The organism is Isoptericola halotolerans, from assembly GCF_003003075.1.
Lineage (GTDB): Bacteria > Actinomycetota > Actinomycetes > Actinomycetales > Cellulomonadaceae > Isoptericola > Isoptericola halotolerans_A.
Map to the genome: position 1 here is coordinate 59,615 of NZ_PVTX01000010.1, position 17,635 is coordinate 77,249.

At 73.1% G+C, this 17,635-nt stretch carries 17 protein-coding genes; 14 read left to right on the plus strand and 3 right to left on the minus strand.

Annotation, left to right across the window (positions count from 1 at the left end; translation table 11 throughout):
* Nucleotide 1 precedes the first annotated feature (1 nt).
* A complete protein-coding gene (locus BCL65_RS14340) occupies nucleotides 2-475 on the minus strand; it encodes a PPOX class F420-dependent oxidoreductase (protein ID WP_106269184.1) in 474 nt (157 codons plus the stop codon).
* 122 nt (nucleotides 476-597) lie between these two features.
* Here BCL65_RS14340 and aspS point away from each other — a divergent pair, with 122 nt between their 5' ends.
* The 12 genes from aspS to aroB all read left to right on the plus strand — a co-directional run bounded on the left by aspS (nucleotide 598) and on the right by aroB (nucleotide 13,925).
* Nucleotides 598-2,388: an aspartate--tRNA ligase gene (aspS, locus tag BCL65_RS14345; RefSeq protein WP_106269185.1), complete on the plus strand. Its 1,791-nt coding sequence runs from the start codon at nucleotides 598-600 to the stop codon at nucleotides 2,386-2,388.
* Nucleotides 2,389-2,537: 149 nt separating this feature from the next.
* Nucleotides 2,538-3,953 carry a replication-associated recombination protein A gene (locus tag BCL65_RS14350; RefSeq protein WP_106269186.1) on the plus strand — a complete coding sequence of 472 codons (1,416 nt, stop codon included), beginning with the start codon at nucleotides 2,538-2,540 and terminating at the stop codon, nucleotides 3,951-3,953.
* Nucleotides 3,954-4,107: 154 nt separating this feature from the next.
* Nucleotides 4,108-4,734: a 30S ribosomal protein S4 gene (gene rpsD, locus BCL65_RS14355; RefSeq protein WP_106269187.1), complete on the plus strand. Its 627-nt coding sequence runs from the start codon at nucleotides 4,108-4,110 to the stop codon at nucleotides 4,732-4,734.
* Between the two features lie 102 nt (nucleotides 4,735-4,836).
* Nucleotides 4,837-5,220, plus strand: a complete 384-nt coding sequence (locus BCL65_RS14360; protein ID WP_106269188.1) for a DUF948 domain-containing protein — start codon at nucleotides 4,837-4,839, stop codon at nucleotides 5,218-5,220.
* Nucleotides 5,217-5,600: a hypothetical protein gene (locus tag BCL65_RS14365; protein WP_243401075.1), complete on the plus strand. Its 384-nt coding sequence runs from the start codon at nucleotides 5,217-5,219 to the stop codon at nucleotides 5,598-5,600. Before BCL65_RS14360 ends, BCL65_RS14365 begins: the two co-directional genes overlap by 4 nt.
* A gap of 83 nt (nucleotides 5,601-5,683) precedes the next feature.
* Entirely contained in the window at nucleotides 5,684-8,392 is a 2,709-nt protein-coding gene (gene alaS, locus BCL65_RS14370; RefSeq protein WP_106269189.1) for an alanine--tRNA ligase, read from the plus strand.
* Nucleotides 8,385-8,885 (plus strand): Holliday junction resolvase RuvX, encoded by a 501-nt coding sequence (gene ruvX / locus BCL65_RS14375; protein ID WP_106269190.1) that lies wholly within the window; start codon nucleotides 8,385-8,387, stop codon nucleotides 8,883-8,885. The genes alaS and ruvX overlap by 8 nt, the downstream gene beginning before the upstream one ends.
* Before the next feature lie 45 nt (nucleotides 8,886-8,930).
* A complete protein-coding gene (gene mltG / locus BCL65_RS14380; RefSeq protein WP_106269191.1) occupies nucleotides 8,931-10,085 on the plus strand; it encodes an endolytic transglycosylase MltG in 1,155 nt (384 codons plus the stop codon).
* Between the two features lie 2 nt (nucleotides 10,086-10,087).
* Nucleotides 10,088-10,969, plus strand: a complete 882-nt coding sequence (locus BCL65_RS14385) for a shikimate dehydrogenase (RefSeq protein ID WP_106269192.1) — start codon at nucleotides 10,088-10,090, stop codon at nucleotides 10,967-10,969.
* A 75-nt stretch (nucleotides 10,970-11,044) separates the two neighbouring features.
* A complete protein-coding gene (gene aroC, locus BCL65_RS14390; RefSeq protein WP_106269193.1) occupies nucleotides 11,045-12,262 on the plus strand; it encodes a chorismate synthase in 1,218 nt (405 codons plus the stop codon).
* The gene (locus tag BCL65_RS14395) at nucleotides 12,259-12,786 is read left to right on the plus strand and encodes a shikimate kinase (RefSeq protein ID WP_106269194.1); all 528 of its coding nucleotides are present in this window, start codon (nucleotides 12,259-12,261) and stop codon (nucleotides 12,784-12,786) included. The genes aroC and BCL65_RS14395 overlap by 4 nt, the downstream gene beginning before the upstream one ends.
* A complete protein-coding gene (aroB, locus tag BCL65_RS14400; protein ID WP_106269195.1) occupies nucleotides 12,783-13,925 on the plus strand; it encodes a 3-dehydroquinate synthase in 1,143 nt (380 codons plus the stop codon). The genes BCL65_RS14395 and aroB overlap by 4 nt, the downstream gene beginning before the upstream one ends.
* A gap of 24 nt (nucleotides 13,926-13,949) precedes the next feature.
* Here the strand turns inward: aroB and BCL65_RS14405 are convergent, their stop codons facing one another.
* Together BCL65_RS14405 and BCL65_RS18465 are read right to left on the minus strand one after the other, a co-directional pair.
* Nucleotides 13,950-14,759, minus strand: coding sequence for a glycerophosphodiester phosphodiesterase (locus tag BCL65_RS14405; protein ID WP_106269196.1), 810 nt, complete (start codon nucleotides 14,757-14,759; stop codon nucleotides 13,950-13,952).
* On the minus strand, nucleotides 14,756-15,751 hold the full coding sequence (locus BCL65_RS18465) for an alpha/beta hydrolase (protein WP_279340825.1): 996 nt from the start codon (nucleotides 15,749-15,751) through the stop codon (nucleotides 14,756-14,758). Before BCL65_RS18465 ends, BCL65_RS14405 begins: the two co-directional genes overlap by 4 nt.
* A 99-nt stretch (nucleotides 15,752-15,850) precedes the next feature.
* Here BCL65_RS18465 and BCL65_RS14415 point away from each other — a divergent pair, with 99 nt between their 5' ends.
* On the plus strand, nucleotides 15,851-17,227 hold the full coding sequence (locus BCL65_RS14415) for an MFS transporter (protein ID WP_106269198.1): 1,377 nt from the start codon (nucleotides 15,851-15,853) through the stop codon (nucleotides 17,225-17,227).
* A gap of 53 nt (nucleotides 17,228-17,280) precedes the next feature.
* The gene (locus BCL65_RS14420; RefSeq protein ID WP_106269199.1) at nucleotides 17,281-17,634 is read left to right on the plus strand and encodes an iron chaperone; all 354 of its coding nucleotides are present in this window, start codon (nucleotides 17,281-17,283) and stop codon (nucleotides 17,632-17,634) included.
* The last annotated feature ends 1 nt before the right edge of the window (nucleotide 17,635 follow it).

Sequence of the window (17,635 nt, forward strand, 5' to 3'; positions counted from 1 at the left end):
CTCAGGCCTGGTCGACCAGGCGCGCCGGGAAGCCGCCGGTCGCGATCGGTCCCCAGCGCTCGATGGTGAGGCGCACCACCGACTTGCCCTGCTCGACCATCGCGGCGCGGTACTCGTCCCAGTCGGGGTGCTCCTGCCCGGCGGCCGCCCGGTAGTACTCCACCAGCGGCTCGACGGACTCCGGCAGGTCGAGGACCTCCGCGGTGCCGTCCGCCTGCACCCAGGCGTCACCGAAGTCCTCGCCCTGGGACATGAAGGAGGCCTGCGGACGCCGGCGCAGGTTCGTCACCTTCGCGCGCTCCGGGTACGTGGAGACCACGATCCGGCCGGCGGCGTCGATGCCGTAGGTCACCGGGCTGAGCTGGGGGCGGCCGTCGCCCCGGGTGGTCACGAGCACGCCGTTGCGGCGCGAGCGCAGGAACTCGACGAGCTCGTCGCGGGTCACGGTGGTGTTGGTCGCGATCTGGCGGGCCATGGTGATCTCCTCGCGGTGACGGTGCGGTGCCCCAGTAGGATGGCACGGGCGTCGCGCGCGCCCACGCCGGGACGCCCTCAGGCACCGGCAGCCGCAAACATCCCGTTCGAAAGGACCACTTCGTGCTCCGCACCCACACGGCCGGCTCACTGCGGGCCGAGCACATCGGCCAGACCGTCACCCTCACGGGTTGGGTCGATCGCCGCCGGGACCACGGAGGAGTGGCCTTCATCGACCTGCGCGACGCCTCCGGCATCGCCCAGGTCGTCATCCGCGACGAGGCCGTGGCGCACCCCCTGCGCGCCGAGTTCGTCCTGCAGGTCACCGGCGAGGTCTCCCGCCGCCCCGAGGGCAACGCGAACGACAACCTCGCCACGGGCGAGGTCGAGGTCATCGCCGCCGAGGTCGTGGTCCTCAACGAGTCCGCGCCGCTGCCCTTCCAGGTCTCGACGGCGCTGGCCGAGACCGAGCAGATCGGCGAGGAGGCCCGCCTCGCGCACCGCTACCTCGACATGCGCCGTCCCGGGCCCGCCGCCGCGCTGCGCCTGCGCTCGCGGGTCAACCAGGCCGCCCGCCGGGTCCTGGACGGCCACGAGTTCGTCGAGGTCGAGACGCCGACGCTCACCCGGTCCACGCCCGAGGGCGCTCGCGACTTCCTCGTGCCGGCCCGCCTCGCGCCCGGCTCCTGGTACGCGCTGCCGCAGTCGCCGCAGCTGTTCAAGCAGCTCCTCATGGTCGGTGGCGTCGAGCGCTACTACCAGATCGCCCGCTGCTACCGCGACGAGGACTTCCGCGCCGACCGCCAGCCGGAGTTCACCCAGCTCGACGTCGAGATGAGCTTCGTCGACCAGGACGACGTCATCGCGCTGACGGAGGAGCTTCTCGTCGCGCTGTGGCAGCTCGTCGACGTCCAGGTGCCCACACCGATCGAGCGCATCACCTACGCCGACGCGATGCGCCTCTACGGCACCGACAAGCCGGACCTGCGGTTCGCCAACCCGCTCGTCGAGCTCACCGACTACTTCGCCGAGACGCCCTTCCGCGTGTTCCAGAACGAGTACGTCGGCGCCGTCGTGATGCACGGTGGCGCCTCGCAGCCACGGCGCCAGTTCGACGCGTGGCAGGACTGGGCCAAGCAGCGCGGCGCTCGCGGCCTCGCGTACGTGACGTTCGCCGAGGACGGCACGCTCGGCGGCCCCGTCGCGAAGAACCTCTCCGACGCCGAGCGGGCCGGCCTGGCCGAGGCGACCGGCGCGCAGCCCGGTGACGCCGTGTTCTTCGCGGCCGGCAAGACGACGGACTCCCGCGCTCTGCTCGGCGCCGCCCGCGTCGAGATCGCCGAGCGGACCGGCCAGGTCGACGACGACGCCTGGTCCTTCGTGTGGGTCGTCGACGCCCCGCTGTTCAAGCCCACCGGGGAGGCCGCCGCCGAGGGGGACGTGACGCTGGGCGACTCCGCCTGGACGGCGGTGCACCACGCGTTCACGTCGCCGAAGCCGGAGTGGCTCGACCGCTTCGAGTCGGACCCGGGCGAGGCGCTGGCCTACGCCTACGACATCGTCTGCAACGGCAACGAGATCGGTGGTGGGTCGATCCGTATCCACCAGCGCGACGTGCAGGAGCGGGTCTTCGACGTCATGGGCATCGGTCCGGAGGAGGCCCAGGAGAAGTTCGGGTTCCTCCTCGACGCGTTCAAGTTCGGCGCGCCGCCGCACGGCGGGATCGCCTTCGGCTGGGACCGCATCGTGGCGCTGCTCACGAAGTCGCCCTCGATCCGCGACGTCATCGCCTTCCCGAAGTCGGGCGGCGGCTACGACCCGCTGACCAAGGCGCCCGCGCCGATCTCGCCGGAGCAGCGCAAGGAGGCCGGCGTCGACGCGGAGCCGGAGAAGAAGGGCGAGCAGGACGCCTGACGCTCGTCAGGGCGGGCCGGCAGCGTGCGCAGCCGGTCCGCCCGGCGGCTCGGGCCGGCCCTGCCGCGACCGGAGGGGAGCGGTTCGTCACAGCGCGGGACCGGTGGGACGGGCCCGCGGTGTGGGTGGCCGTCCGTAGGCTGGGGAGCATGGACCTGTTCGACACCGCGATCACCGGTCAGCACGGCACCCCGGTGACGACGCGGCCGGGTCCGGGCGCACCGCTCGCGGTCCGCATGCGCCCCTCCGCACTCGACGAGGTGACGGGCCAGTCCCACCTGCTCGTGCCCGGCTCGCCGCTGCGCCGCCTGGTCGAGCCCGCCGACGAGTCGGCTCGTCGGGCCGCGCCGGGCTCCGTGATCCTGTGGGGCCCGCCCGGGGTGGGCAAGACGACGCTCGCCTACCTGGTGGCCACCAGCTCCGGCCGCCGTTTCGTGGAGCTCTCCGCCGTGACCGCGGGCGTCAAGGACGTCCGTCAGGTCATCGAGGACGCCCGCCGCCGGCTGGCCACGGGCGGCGAGGAGACGGTCCTGTTCATCGACGAGGTGCACCGGTTCTCCAAGACGCAGCAGGACGCCCTGCTGCCCAGCGTGGAGAACCGGTGGGTGACCCTCGTGGCGGCCACGACCGAGAACCCGTCGTTCTCCGTCAACTCCCCGCTGCTCAGCCGGTCCCTGCTGCTGACCCTCAAGCCGCTCGGGGCCGAGGACGTGCGGGCGCTCGTGCGGCGTGCCGTCACCGACGAGCGTGGCCTGGGTGGCGCCGTCGTCCTCGCCGACGACGCCGAGGACCAGCTGGTGCGGATGGCCGGCGGCGACGCCCGCAAGGCGCTGACGGTCCTGGAGGCGGCGGCCGGTGCCGTGCTGAGCGACGTACCGGACGACGGCGCGCCGGACCCCGGTGCAGCGGTCACGGTGGACCTCGCCGCGGTCGAGCGGGCCGTCGACGTCGCGGCGGTGCGCTACGACCGCGACGGCGACCAGCACTACGACGTCGTCTCCGCGTTCATCAAGTCGATCCGTGGCTCCGACGTCGATGCCGCCCTGCACTACCTGGCGCGGATGATCGCGGCGGGGGAGGACCCGCGGTTCATCGCGCGGCGCCTCGTGATCTCGGCCGCGGAGGACGTCGGCATGGCGGACCCGTCCGCGCTGCAGACGGCCGTCGCGGCGGCGCAGGCCGTGCAGCTCATCGGGATGCCGGAGGGGCGGATCGTCCTTGCCGAGGCCGTGGTGCACCTGGCGTCCGCGCCGAAGTCGAACCGGGCGTACGCCGGGATCGGTGCGGCGCTGGAGGACGTGCGCGCCGGTCGGGTCGGCGTCGTCCCCGCGCACCTGCGGGACGCCCACTACGCCGGCGCGGAGACGATCGGGCACGGGAAGGGCTACGTCTACTCGCACGACCAGCCGCACGGCGTCGCCGCGCAGCAGTACCTGCCCGACGAGCTCGTCGGGCGGCGCTACTACGAGCCGACCGATCGTGGGTACGAACGGCAGATCGCCGAACGTCTCGAGCGGGTCCGCGCGCTGCTCTCGGGCGAGCAGGGCGAGCAGGGCGTGAGGTAGGATGGTGGGGTTGCCCTCGCGGGCGACCGCCTGGGACCTCGGCCCTGCGAGCATCTCGCTCCGACGGCTGGTCCCGCACCCGACCCCCTCGGCCTCGCGGCCGGGTGCGCCTCGGGTGTGACCTCACCATCCCACGACAGGACAGGAAGCAACCGTGACTGCTGTCACCAAGTCGCGCCGCCAGGTGCGCCTCAGCCGCAAGCTCGGCATCCCGCTGACCCCGAAGGCCGTCAAGCACTTCGAGAAGCGCCCCTACCCCCCGGGCGAGCACGGCCGTGCCCGCCGCCGCACCGAGTCGGACTACGCGGTGCGTCTTCGCGAGAAGCAGCGTCTGCGTGCGCAGTACGCGCTCCGCGAGAAGCAGCTCCTCAAGGTCTACGAGGTCGCCCGCAAGCACCCCGGCCTGACCGGTGAGGTCATGGTCGAGGACCTCGAGACCCGCCTGGACGCGCTCGTCCTGCGCAGCGGTTTCGCCCGCACGATCCTGCAGGCCCGCCAGGCCGTCACGCACCGTCACATCCTCGTCGACGGCAAGATCGTGGACCGCCCGTCGTTCCGCGTGAAGCCGGGCCAGACCCTCCAGGTCAAGCCCAAGTCGCAGACCACCACGCCGTTCCAGGTCGCCGCTGCCGGCGCCCACCGCGACGTGCTGCCGCAGCTGCCGGGCTACCTGGACGTCAGCCTGGAGAAGCTCTCGGCCACGCTGACGCGTGCCCCGAAGCGCGCCGAGGTCCCCGTGACCTGCGAGGTCCAGCTGGTCGTCGAGTACTACGCCCGCTGACCCACGAGCACACCGACCGGACGCCCCGCCCCCCCGCCAGGGGAGCGGGGCGTCCGTCGTTCTCGGATAGGGTGGCCCAGCACCCGATCGAGGAGATGAGAGATGTCCGCTGGGGACGTGGCAGGGCTGGTCGCCGCCTTCGCGTTCGTGCTGCTCGTCGGCTTCCTGGCCGTGCCGCTCGTGAAGCTGGGCAGGGCCTTCGACGAGACCTCGCGATCCATCCGCGAGCTGACCGAGCACTCCGTGCCGATCCTGGACGAGGCGGCCACGACGGTCGCGTCGACCAACGAGCAGCTGGTCAAGGTGGACACGATCACGACGTCCGCGGCAGAGGTCAGCGAGAACGTCTCGGCCCTCACGGGCCTGTACGCCTCGACCCTCGGCCGCCCGCTCATCAAGGTGGCGGCGTTCTCCTACGGCGTGCGCCAGGCGTTCGGCACGGCCTGGCGGAGGCAGTCCGCCGACGACGGCGGTGACGTGCGGTGATCCGTCGCCTGTTCTGGGTGGGCGTCGGCGTCACGATCACGGTCGTCGTCATCCGTCAGGGCCGCCGCGTCGTCGCCCGCTACACCCCGGAGGCGGCCGCGGACCGCGCCACGGAGCTGGGCCGGACGGCGTCACGCCGGACCGGTACGTTCCTGTCGTCGTTCCGGAGCGAGTTCGGCGCGGCGCGCGACGCCCGTGAGGCGGAGCTCGTGGCGGCCCTCCTGGCCGAGGGGCAGGTGCACCCGGACGATGTGCGCGCCGCGCGTCAGACGACGCACGGTCGCCACGCGGCCCGTGACGCCTCGCGGGGGTCGGCTGCTGCGACCGACCCGCAGGCCGAGATCGACGCCGACGAGGACGAGCTCGGCTATTCGTTCTGAGCTCCACCTGCGACGGGAGATAATCCTGGGCAGGGCCTGCCCGATCGTCGTCGGGCACCAACGACCACTTCACGAAGGACACCATGCGCACCGCCGAGATCCGCAAGCGTTGGCTCGACTACTTCGAGTCCAAGGGGCACGAGATCGTGCCGAGCGTCCCCCTGGTCTCGCCGGACCCCACGATCCTCTTCACGATCGCCGGCATGGTGCCGTTCATCCCGTACATCCTCGGGACCGAGACCGCCCCGTGGCCGCGGGCCGCGAGCGTGCAGAAGTGCATCCGCACCAACGACATCGAGAACGTGGGCCGGACCACGCGGCACGGCACGTTCTTCCAGATGAACGGCAACTTCTCGTTCGGTGACTACTTCAAGCGCGAGGCCGTGGACTTCGCGTGGGACCTGCTGACCACGGAGCAGTCGGCCGGCGGCTACGGCCTGGACGGCGACCGGCTGTGGGTCACGATCTGGGAGCAGGACGACGAGGCGTACGACGCCCTGACCCGTGGCGTCGGCCTCGACCCGCGGCACATCGTGCGGCTGCCGCGCGAGGAGAACTTCTGGGACACGGGCCAGCCGGGACCCGCGGGCCCGTGCGCCGAGTGGCACTACGACCGTGGGCCCGCCTACGGGCCCGAGGCCGTCGGCGGCAACGTGGACCCGGGCGGCGACCGCTACCTGGAGATCTGGAACCTCGTGTTCGACCAGTTCGTGCGCGGTGAGGGCCAGGGCAAGGACTACCCGCTGCTCGGCGAGCTCGAGCACAAGAGCATCGACACGGGCGCGGGGCTCGAGCGGATCGCCTACCTGCTCCAGGGCAAGGAGAACCTCTACGAGATCGACGAGGTCTACCCCGTCATCGCGACGGTGGAGGAGATGTCCGGCAAGCGCTACGGCGCGGGCGGCGTCGACTCGGCGGAAGACGACGTCCGGATGCGCGTGGTCGCCGACCACGTGCGCTCGGCGCTCATGGTGATCGGGGACGGTGTGAGCCCGTCCAACGAGGGGCGTGGCTACGTGCTGCGGCGGCTGATCCGTCGCGCGGTGCGCTCCGTGCGCCTGCTCGGTGTCGAGGACGAGGCGCTGCCTGCGCTGCTGCCGGTGTCGAAGGACGCGATGAAGGCGTCCTACCCCGAGCTCGAGACCGACTTCTCGCGGATCAGCGACGTGGCCTACGGCGAGGAGGACGCCTTCCGGCGCACCCTCGCCTCGGGCACGACGATCCTCGACACCGCGGTGTCGCGCGCCAAGCAGGAGTCCGGCGGTGGCCCTGCGGTCCTGGGTGGTGGCGAGGCGTTCCGCCTGCACGACACCTACGGCTTCCCGATCGACCTCACCCTCGAGATGGCGGCCGAGCAGGGCGTCCAGGTCGACGAGAAGGCGTTCCGCTCGTTGATGGCCGAGCAGAAGCAGCGCGCCCGGGCCGACGCCCTGGCCAAGAAGACCGGCCACGCCGACCTGCGCGCCTACGAGAGCCTCCAGAAGGAGCTGTCCGCGCCGGTCGAGTTCCTGGGGTACACCGACGTCCAGGCTGCGGTACAGGTCGAGGGACTCCTGGTCGACGGTGTCCCGGCACCGGCGGCCACCGCCCCTGCCGACGTCGAGATCGTCCTGGACCGCACCCCCTTCTACGCGGAGGCCGGTGGCCAGCTCGCCGACCAGGGCACGATCGCGCTGGACTCCGGTGCCATCGTCGAGATCGACGACGTGCAGCGCCCGGTCGCCGGGCTCTCGGTGCACCGCGGGCGCCTGGTCGAGGGGACGGTGACCCTGGGCGACCCGGGCACGGCGACGATCGACACGGACCGCCGCGTGGCGATCAGCCGCGCGCACTCGGCGACGCACATGATCCACAAGGCGCTGCACGAGATGGTCGGACCGGACCGGACGCAGGCGGGCTCCGAGAACGCCCCGAGCCGCATCCGGTTCGACTTCCGGTCGCCGTCGGCGGTGCCGGCGTCCGCGCTCTCCGAGATCGAGGAGCGGGTCAACACCCGGCTGACGGAGAACCTCGAGGTGACGGACGCGACGATGTCGCTGGCCGCCGCGCGCGAGCTGGGCGCGATGGCGTTGTTCGGCGAGAAGTACGGCGACAACGTCCGCGTGGTCTCGATCGGCGGCGACTGGTCGCGCGAGCTCTGCGGTGGCACGCACGTGCGCGCCACCGGCGAGCTCGGTCGCATCGCGCTGCTGGGCGAGTCGTCGATCGGCTCGGGCGTGCGCCGGGTGGATGCGCTGGTGGGCGAGGGGGCGTACGGCTTCCACGCGAAGGAGCACGCCCTCGTCGGCCAGCTGACCGGCATGCTCAACGCCCGCCCCGACGAGCTGACCGAGCGGGTCGGCTCGCTGGTGGCGCGCCTGAAGGAGACGGAGAAGGAGCTCGCTGCCGTGCGGCAGGGGCAGCTCCTGGCCGCGGCCGGCTCGCTGGCGTCCGACGCGCCGCGGGTCGGTGACGTCCGCGTGGTGGCGCACGACGCCGGCACGGTCGGATCGGCCGACGACCTGCGGGCGCTCGCGCTCGACGTGCGGGGGCGTCTCGGTGACGCCGCCCCGACGGTCGTAGCGGTGGCCGGTGTCGCGAACGACCGCCCGCTCGTGGTGGTCGCGACGAACGCCGGTGCCCGCGACGCCGGCCTTCGCGCCGGTGACTTCGTCAAGACCGCGGCGAAGACGCTGGGCGGCGGCGGTGGCGGCAAGCCGGACCTGGCCCAGGGCGGCGGCACGGACACCTCCGCGGTGCCCGCGGCCCTCGAGGGCGTGACGTCGGCGGTGCGCGAGGCCGTCGGTGCCTGAGCTCCCTCGTGGCGCCCGGCTCGGGGTCGACGTCGGCAAGGCTCGCATCGGCCTGGCGGCCTCCGACCCGGACGGGCTGATCGCCTCTCCCGTGGAGACGGTCTCGCGAGTCCTCAAGGTGCCGACGACGGCGGAGGGCGGTCAGGCCGTCACCGCCGACGTCGCGCGGATCGCGCACGAGGCGGCCGAGCGGTTCGCGGCCGTGGTCTACGTCGGCCTGCCGCGTCACCTGTCCGGCCACGAGGGGGCGGCGACGGCGGACGCACGGGGCTTCGCCGCCCGGCTCGCCCGGGAGGTCGCCCCTGTCCCGGTGCACCTGGTGGATGAGAGAATGACCACGGTGACGGCTCACGCCCACCTGCGTGCGGCGGGCAAGAAAACTGCCAAGCACAGACCAGTGATCGATCAGGCGGCAGCCGTTATCATTCTGCAACATGCACTCGATGTGGAGCGGACCACGGCAGACCGGGCCGGCGAGCACGTCGATGCGTGACCGGCAGACGACCACCGCACCGACGACCCGAAGGATGATCCCGGCGTGACGGACCTCTTCGAGCACTCGACGGCCCAGCGCCCGACCGCACCACCCTCGCGCGTCCGCTCGGCGGCGAGCAAGCGCGCGGCGCGCAAGCGCAGGCGCCGCCGCCAGCAGCGCACCGCCGTGATCATGGTCGTCCTGCTCGGCCTGCTGGGTGCCGGCGGCGTCTTCTTCTGGGACCGGCTCAGCGGCTCGCTGAGCGGCTTCGACCTGGCACTCTTCAACAGCGCGCCCGAGGACTACGAGGGTTCGGGCACCGATCCCGTGCAGGTGGTCATCCCCGAGGGGGCGACCGGCTCGCAGATGGGACAGGTGCTCGCCGACGCGGACGTCGTCGCCAGCGTGGGCGCGTTCAACGAGGCGTTCGAGTCCGCGCCGGGCGCCGCGGGGATCCAGCCGGGCACCTACGAGCTCTACACGCAGATGAGCGCCGCCAACGCCGTCGATGCTCTGCTCGCGAACGAGAAGATCGAGACCGAGGTCACGATCCCTGAGGGCTACACCGTCGAGCAGGTCGTGGACCGCGTCGCGTCGGTCACGGAGTTCTCGCGCGAGGAGCTCGAGGAGGCGCTGGCCGACCCGAAGGCCATCGGGCTCCCCAAGTCGGCGGACGGCAACCCGGAGGGGTGGCTGTTCCCCAAGACCTACAACGTGCAGCCGGACGACGAGGCGGTCGACCTGCTGTCGACGATGGTCGACCAGACCAAGGCGGAGCTCGACTCGCTCGGCGTGGACGACGGCGACCGGCAGGAGGTGCTCACCAAGGCGTCGCTCATCGAACGCGAGGCGAAGTTCGAGCCGGACCGTCCGAAGATGGCGCGAGCGATCCAGAACCGGCTCGACCGAGGCATGATCCTGCAGATCGATGCTGCCGTGGCCTACGGGCTGGGGAAGTCGGGGACTGAACTCACACGTGCCGACCTCGACGACCCGGACAATCCGTACAACCTCTATGCGCACGTCGGCCTCCCGCCGACCCCCATCGCGAGTCCCGGTGCATCGTCCATCGAAGCGGTGATGAACCCGGCCGACGGCGACTGGATCTTCTGGGTGGCGGTCAATCTGGAGACGGGCGAGACCAAGTTCTCCGAGACCAACGAGCAGCACAACATCTATCGCCAGGAGCTCGAAGAGTGGATGGCGGAGAACAGCTGACGATGTCTGCCACCCGCCGCGCGGCCGTCATCGGGCATCCCGTCGGCCACTCCTTGTCCCCGGTGCTGCACACCGCCGCCTACGACGCGCTCGGCCTCGATGGCTGGGAGTACACGGCCGTCGACACCACGGTCGAGCAGCTCGGCGACGTGGTGCGCGGCCTCGACCTCGGCTGGGCCGGGCTGAGCGTCACCATGCCGCTCAAGCACGCCGTGATGGACCTGGTCGACCACGTCGACCCGCTGGCCCGGGCGGTCGGCGCCGTGAACACCGTGCTGGTCGGCCCGTCGCAGGGCGGCATCACCCTGACGGGGAGCAACACGGACGTCTACGGCCTCGTCGAGGCGATCCGTGAGGGCCTGGCCGCGCGGCACGGCACCCGCCGGACGCCGGTGCGCGACGCCGTCGTGCTCGGCGGGGGAGCGACCGCCGCGTCGACGCTGGCCGCGCTCGGCGAGCTCGGCTGCACCAGCCCGCTGGTGCTTGTGCGCAGCCTGGCCCGCGCGGCGGGCCTGCAGGAGGCGGCGGGTCGCATGGGTGTCACCCCGCGCTTCGAGGTGCTCGAGCCTGTCGCCGCGCCGGCGGCGCTGGCCCGTGCCGACGTGGTCGTCGCGACGATGCCCGCGCACGCGGCGGACCCGGTCGCGGACACGCTGCGTCTGCGTGGCGACCGGCCGGCCGGCGTGCTGCTGGACGTCGTCTACGACCCGCGGCCCACGGCGCTCTCGCGGGCCTGGGCCGCCGCCGGCGGGACCGTCGTCGGTGGCGAGCGCATGCTGCTGCACCAGGCGGTCGAGCAGGTCCGCCTCATGACCGGCCGTCCCGGCCCGGTGGCGGCGATGGACGCGGCCCTGCAGGGCGTCCTGACCGCCGAGGCCGCCTGACGGGAAGGTTCCCGCGACGTCCGGCATCCGGCCACGCGGCCCGGAGGGCGGGACGAGCGTGAAAGAATCGCGACCATGCTGCGCTGGTTGACCTCGGGAGAGTCGCACGGTCAGGCCCTGGTCGGGGTGATGGAGGGCCTGCCCGCGGGGGTGGAGCTCGTCACCTCCGACATCCAGGACGCCCTGGCCCGCCGCCGCCTCGGCTACGGCCGCGGCGCGCGGATGAAGTTCGAGCAGGACGCCGTGCGCGTCCTGGGCGGGCTGCGCCACGGGGTGACGCAGGGGGGCCCGCTCGCGATCGAGGTCGGCAACACCGAGTGGCCCAAGTGGGTCGACGTGATGTCGGCCGACCCCGTGCCGCCCGAGGCGCTCAAGGTCGACGCCGGCACCGGCGACGAGCGCGAGATCGCGCGCAACCGCCCGCTGACCCGACCGCGCCCCGGCCACGCGGACCTGGTGGGCATGCGCAAGTACGGGTTCGACGACGCCCGCCCGGTGCTCGAGCGGGCCAGCGCCCGCGAGACGGCCACGCGCGTGGCGCTCGGGGTGGCCGCGGCGAAGTTCCTCGAGCAGGCGCTCGGCGTCCGCCTCGTGAGCCACGTGACGTCCATCGGGCCCGTCGAGGTGCCCGAGGACGCCGACCTGCCGACGCCCGACGACGTCGCGGCCCTCGACGCCGACCCGGTGCGTTGCTTCCACGCGGCGACGAGCGAGGCGATGGTGGCCGAGATCGACGCGTGCCGCAAGGACGGCGACACCCTCGGCGGAGTCGTGGAGGTGCTCGCCTACGGCGTGCCCACCGGGCTCGGTACCTACACCCACGCGGACCGCCGTCTCGACGCGCGCCTGGCCGCCACGCTCATGGGGATCCAGGCGATCAAGGGCGTCGCGGTCGGTGACGGGTTCCGCACCGCGCAGCGCCGCGGCTCGGCCGCGCACGACGAGATCGAGCGCGACGCCGACGGCCGGATCCGGCGTCGCTCGAACCGGGCGGGCGGCATCGAGGGCGGCATGTCCAACGGCGAGGTGGTGCGCGTCTCGGCGGCCATGAAGCCGATCTCCACGGTGCCGCGCGCCCTGGCCACCGTCGACGTCGCCACCGGCGAGGCCGTCACGGCCCACCACCAGCGCTCGGACGTGTGCGCCGTCCCGCCGGCCGCCGTCGTCGCCGAGGCGATGGTGGCGCTCGAGCTGGCCCAGGCCGCGCTGGAGAAGTTCGGCGGCGACTCGGTGGCGGAGGTCCGCCGCAACGCCGAGGCCTACCTCGCCTCCATCCCGGAGCTGCAGCGATGACGGACGCCCAGCCGCGGCTGGTGCTGATCGGTCCGCCCGGCAGCGGCAAGACGACGGTGGGCACGATCCTCGCCCGGCGGCTGGCCACCGGGTTCCGCGACACCGACGCGGACGTCGAGGAGCTGGCGGGCAAGAGCGTCGCGGACATCTTCGTCGAGGACGGCGAGCCGCACTTCCGCGAGCTGGAGCGCGAGGCCGTCACGACCGCGCTCGCCACCCACGCCGGCGTGCTGGCCCTCGGCGGCGGCGCGGTGATGGACGCCCACACCCAGAGCGCTCTGACCGGCTACGCGGCGGGGGGCGGCGTCGTCGTGTTCCTCGACGTGTCGCTCGCCCACGCCGCGCCCCGCGTCGGGTTCAACCAGGCCCGCCCGCTGCTCGTCGGCAACCCCCGGGCGCGCTGGGCCGAGCTCATGGAGGCCCGCCGCCCCACCTACGAACGACTGGCCACCCTGCGAGTGCACTCGGACGGACGCACGGCGCACGAGATGGCCGACCAGATCCACCAGGAGGTACAGGCATGACGGTCCGGGTCACGGTGAACGGTGACAAGCCCTACGACGTCGTGGTCGGCCGGCACCTGCTGGGCGAGCTGCCCGCGCTGCTGGGCCCGGACGTGCGCCGCGTGCTGGTGATGCACCCCGCCTCGCTGGAGGCCACCGGCGAGGCGGTCCGCGAGGACCTGGTCGCCCAGGGCTACGAGGCGTTCGCCGCCGAGCTGCCCGACGCCGAGGAGCAGAAGACGGCCCAGGTGGCCGCGTTCTGCTGGCAGGTCATGGGGCAGGCCGACTTCACGCGCTCCGACGCGATCGTGTCGGTCGGCGGCGGCGCGACGACGGACCTCGCCGGGTTCGTGGCGGCGACCTGGCTGCGCGGCATCAGGGTGGTGCACGTGCCGACCACGCTGCTGGCCATGGTCGACGCCGCGGTGGGCGGCAAGACGGGTATCAACACCGCCGAGGGCAAGAACCTCGTGGGAGCCTTCCATCCGCCGGCCGGTGTGCTGTGCGACCTGGCCGCGCTGGAGTCGCTCGACCGCTGGGACCTGGTCGCCGGCCTGGCCGAGGTGATCAAGACCGGCTTCATCGCCGACGAGCGCATCCTCGAGCTGACCGCCGAGCACGCCCACGCCCTGCGTGAGTGGGCCGGTGCCGACGCCACCGAGGAGACCTGGGCGGTGCTGACCGAGCTCATCGAGCGCTCGGTGCGCGTCAAGGCGCGTGTGGTGGGGGAGGACCTCACCGAGCAGGGACTGCGCGAGATCCTCAACTACGGCCACACCCTCGGCCACGCGATCGAGCTGGTCGAGCGCTACCAGCTGCGTCACGGCGCCGCCGTCGCCGTCGGCATGGTGTTCGCGGCCGAGCTCGGCCGGCTCGGCGGCAAGCTGGACGACGCCGTCGTCGAGCGGCACCGCGAGATCCTCACGGCCGTCGGGCTGCCCACCACCTACCGCGGGGACCGCTGGGACCAGCTCCTCGCGGCGATGCGCCGGGACAAGAAGGCCCGCGGCGACCTGCTGCGCTTCGTCGTGCTGGACGACGTCGGCCGGCCGGTCCGCCTCGAGGGGCCGGACCCGACCGTGCTCGCCGCCGCCTACGCGGAGATCTCCAAGGAGCCGCCGTCGGGCAACCCGGGCGTCCCGGTGCAGCTCGGCGCCTGATCCGACGACCCGCCGCGGTGGGCGTCACGTCCAGTGCCCGCGGTCGCGGAGCACGTCACGCAGCAGGTCGGCGCGGTCGGTGACCAGCCCGTCCACCCCCAGGTCGAGGAGCCGGTGCATCTCGGCCGGCTCGTCGACGGTCCAGACGTGCACGTACCGCCCGGCCCGGTGCGCCGCGGCGACCGTGCGCGCGTCGACCACGGTCAGGCCGTCCTCGGCCACCGGCACCTGCAGCGCGTCCACCCGGCGCAGAGCACGGCCGACCAGTGCGGGCAGTCGGAGGCGCGCGCCCACCAGGAACCCGATCACCTCGCCGCGACCCGCACTGGTGGCCACCGGCCGGGACAGCCGCGCCAGGGTCGCCCGACGACGCCGCGGGGAGAACGACGTGACGCACACCCGGTCGTGGCTCGCCGTGGCCTCGATCGCCGCCGCGACCGGCTCGACGCCCGAGTCGCCCTTGACGTCGATGTTGACGCGCAGGTCCGGCCAGGTGCCCAGCACGTCGGTCAGCAGCGGCACCGGCTCCGTGCCCCCGATCCGGGCCCGGCGGACCTCGTCCCAGCGCAGGTCGGCCACCAGTCCGGTGCCGTCGGTGGTGCGGTCGAGCGACTCGTCGTGCAGGGCCACCGCCACGCCGTCGCGCGTGCCGTGCGCGTCCGTCTCCACGTACCGGTAACCGAGGTCGACGGCCGCCGCGAAAGCCGCCATCGAGTTCTCCAGGTTCGCGTGCCCGTGCGAGAAGCCGCGGTGCGCCAGCGCCGCGACGGGGGGACGGCCGGTGGGGCCGGGCCGCCCGAAGTACGGGTGCCGCGAGGGCGACGCGCCGGTCATGCGGCGACCGCCGGCAGCCGGTCGGCGAGAAAGCGCACGAGGGCCCCGAGGTACTCCTGGCGCGGACCGTCCGCCGAGAGGGTCAGATCGTGCACCCCGTCGTCGACGACGACCTGGGTGACGTCGGGGCCCAGCCGCGGCGCGAGCCGGGCGATCTGCCGGGTGTCGAGCACCGTGTCCTGCCGGTCGAGGCCCGGGTTGTCGGGGCTGTCCGGGCCGGAGGACGCGCACCGCGCCACCAGGACCGGGCCGGGGATGTCCAGGCCCCGCGCCAGGCGCAGCTGGGCGCGCCGCACGGCCCGGAGCCACGCGGCACGGACGGGCTGTCCCTCGGGCTTCTTCAGGTCGGTGTCGAACCGCCACCGCCCCCCGTTGTCCACGTGCTGGTACGTGGCGTAGACCGACGGGTGGGTGCTCACGACCGCCAGGGGGCGCAGCCGGCCGAGCACGCCCAGCACGCCGGTGTTCACCTGCCGGGAGAGCCACGAGCCGGCCAGGTCCAGGAACGGCGAGTTCAGCACGACGGCGTCGGGGCCGTCCGCACCGCGTGCGTGCGACCACATCGACGTGGTGAGCGCACCGGTGGAGTGCGCGTGCACCGCCACGGGCAGTCCCGGCGCGGCGGCGCGCACCCGGGACAGCGCCGCGTCGAGGTCGCCCCCGAGCTCCTGCAGCGACGTGGTGAAGTGCGGCGGTATCCCCGCTTCGGCACCGGCATCGTCGGCCGAGCGCAGCAGCGAGCGCCCGGCGCGCCGCAGGTCCACCGCGTAGAAGACGTACCCCGCCTCGTGCACGGCGTCCGCCAGGTGGTCCTGGAAGAAGTAGTCGTTGTAGCCGTGCACGTGCAGCACGACACCGCGCGGCGTGGTCGGGCCCTCGGCACGCCGCACGAGCGTCGCGGGGCCGACCGGAGCGGACACGAAGCCGTCGAGCAGCGGGTCGGGTTCCCAGACGACGTCGTCGGGCGAGGTGTCGTTCGGCAGCGCTGGCACGTGGGTACCGTACGACGACATCGCGGCCCGGCGCCCTGCGACGGGACCGACCGCGCGGCGCTACCCGGCGTTCACCCGGATGCGGCAGACTCGGCGCCCATGAGCGACGCCCCGCCGACGAAGCCGTCGGACCACGACTCCTCCCACCCCGTCGACGCGCTGCCGCCGGCCGAGCGCCGCCGCCGGGTGCGGTCGTGGGCACTGTGGGACTGGGCCACGCAACCCTTCAACACGGTGGTGCTCACCTTCGTCTTCACCGCGCTGTACCTCACGGGTGACTCGTTCCTCGACCCCGCCGTCGTGGAGCTGGGCGAGGACGACCCGGCCTACACGCGGGCGCTCGCGGGCCTGACGAGCGCGCTGGGTGCCTGGATCGCCGTGGGCGGGGTGCTCGTCGCGCTCCTCGCCCCGGTGCTCGGCCGCCGGGCCGACGTCACGGGACGGCGCAAGGCCTGGCTGGGTGCGGGCACCATCCTGCTGGTCGTGTGCATGTTCGGGCTCGGGTTCGTCCGTGCCGACCCCGCCTACTTCGTCCTCGGCGCCGCGCTGATCTCCTTGGGCAGCGTGGCCAGCGAGATCGCCGGCGTGAACTACAACGCCATGCTCACCCAGGTCTCCACGCCGCGGACAGTCGGCAGGGTCTCCGGTCTCGGCTGGGGTCTCGGCTACGTAGGTGGCATCGTCGCGCTGCTGGTGGTCGTCGTCGCCCAGGCGTTCGACTTCTTCGGCATGCCGACCGACGACGGGCTCGGCTACCGGGCGATCGCCGTCGGCTGCGGGGTGTGGGCCGTCGCCTTCGCCTGGCCGTTGTTCCGGAACGTCCCGGAGGCGCCGCCCGCGGGCGACCGCGCCAAGGTGGGCTTCTTCGCCGGGTACGTCGAGCTGTGGCACGACGTCGTCGCGCTGTTCCGCACGTCGCGCACCACGTTCTGGTTCCTGCTCGCCAGCGCGGTCTACCGCGACGGGCTGGCCGGTGTCTTCACCTTCGGGGCGATCGTGGCGGCCGTGTCGTTCGGCTTCGCACCCGACCAGGTGATCGCGTTCGGCATCGCGGCGAACCTGCTGGCGGGGGCCAGCACGATCGTCGCCGGGCGCCTCGACGACCGCCTCGGCGCCCGCCGGGTGATCGTCTGGTCACTCGCCGCGCTGGTGACCTGCGGCATCGTCGTCGTGGCGCTGTACCCGCTGGGCGGGATCGTCTTCTGGGTCGCCGGGCTGGCCCTGACCTGCTTCGTCGGACCCGCGCAGACGGCCTCACGGTCGTTCCTCGCCCGCCTGACCCCCGCCGGCCAGGAGTCGGAGATCTTCGGCCTGTACGCGACGACGGGTCGCGCGGTGTCGTTCCTGACACCGGCGCTGTGGGGCGTCGTCATCGCCCTGACCGGCGCCACGATCTGGGGCGTGCTGGCCATCGTGGCCGTCATCCTCGCGGGACTCGTTCTCATGCTGGTCGTCACGGACCCGGTCGAGGCCTGAGGAGGGGGCGACCCGGACCGGCGAGGAGGGGTCCGGTGGCGCAGGATGGACGCATGGGCCAGGTGAGCGAGTACGTCGACTCCCTCGAGGAGCCGGAGGCGTCGGCCGTCGGGCGCGTGCTCGCCCGGGCACGCGAGATCGTGCCGGAGGCCGAGGAGGGTGCCGGTTACGGCATGCCCGCCCTGCGGTACCGGGACAGTCCCCTGATCAGCGTGGTGCGGACGAAGAAGCACGTCGGCGTGTACCCGTTCAGTCCGCCCGTGATCGAGGCGGTGGTCGCCGACCTGGAGGGGTTCCGGGTCACGAAGGGCTCGATCGGCTTCCAGCCGGAGCACCCGTTGCCCGACGAGGTGGTCGACCGGCTGGTGCGGCTGCGACGGGACGAGATCGACGTGATGCGGGGGTAGC

Coding starts and splice junctions, on each gene's coding strand:
- BCL65_RS14420 (WP_106269199.1), top strand. CDS start 17,281: ATGGGCCAGGTGAGCGAGTACGTCGACTCCCTCGAGGAGCCGGAGGCG.
- BCL65_RS14360 (WP_106269188.1), top strand. CDS start 4,837: ATGTCCGCTGGGGACGTGGCAGGGCTGGTCGCCGCCTTCGCGTTCGTG.
- alaS (WP_106269189.1), top strand. CDS start 5,684: ATGCGCACCGCCGAGATCCGCAAGCGTTGGCTCGACTACTTCGAGTCC.
- BCL65_RS14405 (WP_106269196.1), bottom strand. CDS start 14,759: ATGACCGGCGCGTCGCCCTCGCGGCACCCGTACTTCGGGCGGCCCGGC.
- aroC (WP_106269193.1), top strand. CDS start 11,045: ATGCTGCGCTGGTTGACCTCGGGAGAGTCGCACGGTCAGGCCCTGGTC.
- aroB (WP_106269195.1), top strand. CDS start 12,783: ATGACGGTCCGGGTCACGGTGAACGGTGACAAGCCCTACGACGTCGTG.
- BCL65_RS14415 (WP_106269198.1), top strand. CDS start 15,851: ATGAGCGACGCCCCGCCGACGAAGCCGTCGGACCACGACTCCTCCCAC.
- BCL65_RS14395 (WP_106269194.1), top strand. CDS start 12,259: ATGACGGACGCCCAGCCGCGGCTGGTGCTGATCGGTCCGCCCGGCAGC.
- BCL65_RS14350 (WP_106269186.1), top strand. CDS start 2,538: ATGGACCTGTTCGACACCGCGATCACCGGTCAGCACGGCACCCCGGTG.
- BCL65_RS14385 (WP_106269192.1), top strand. CDS start 10,088: ATGTCTGCCACCCGCCGCGCGGCCGTCATCGGGCATCCCGTCGGCCAC.
- BCL65_RS14340 (WP_106269184.1), bottom strand. CDS start 475: ATGGCCCGCCAGATCGCGACCAACACCACCGTGACCCGCGACGAGCTC.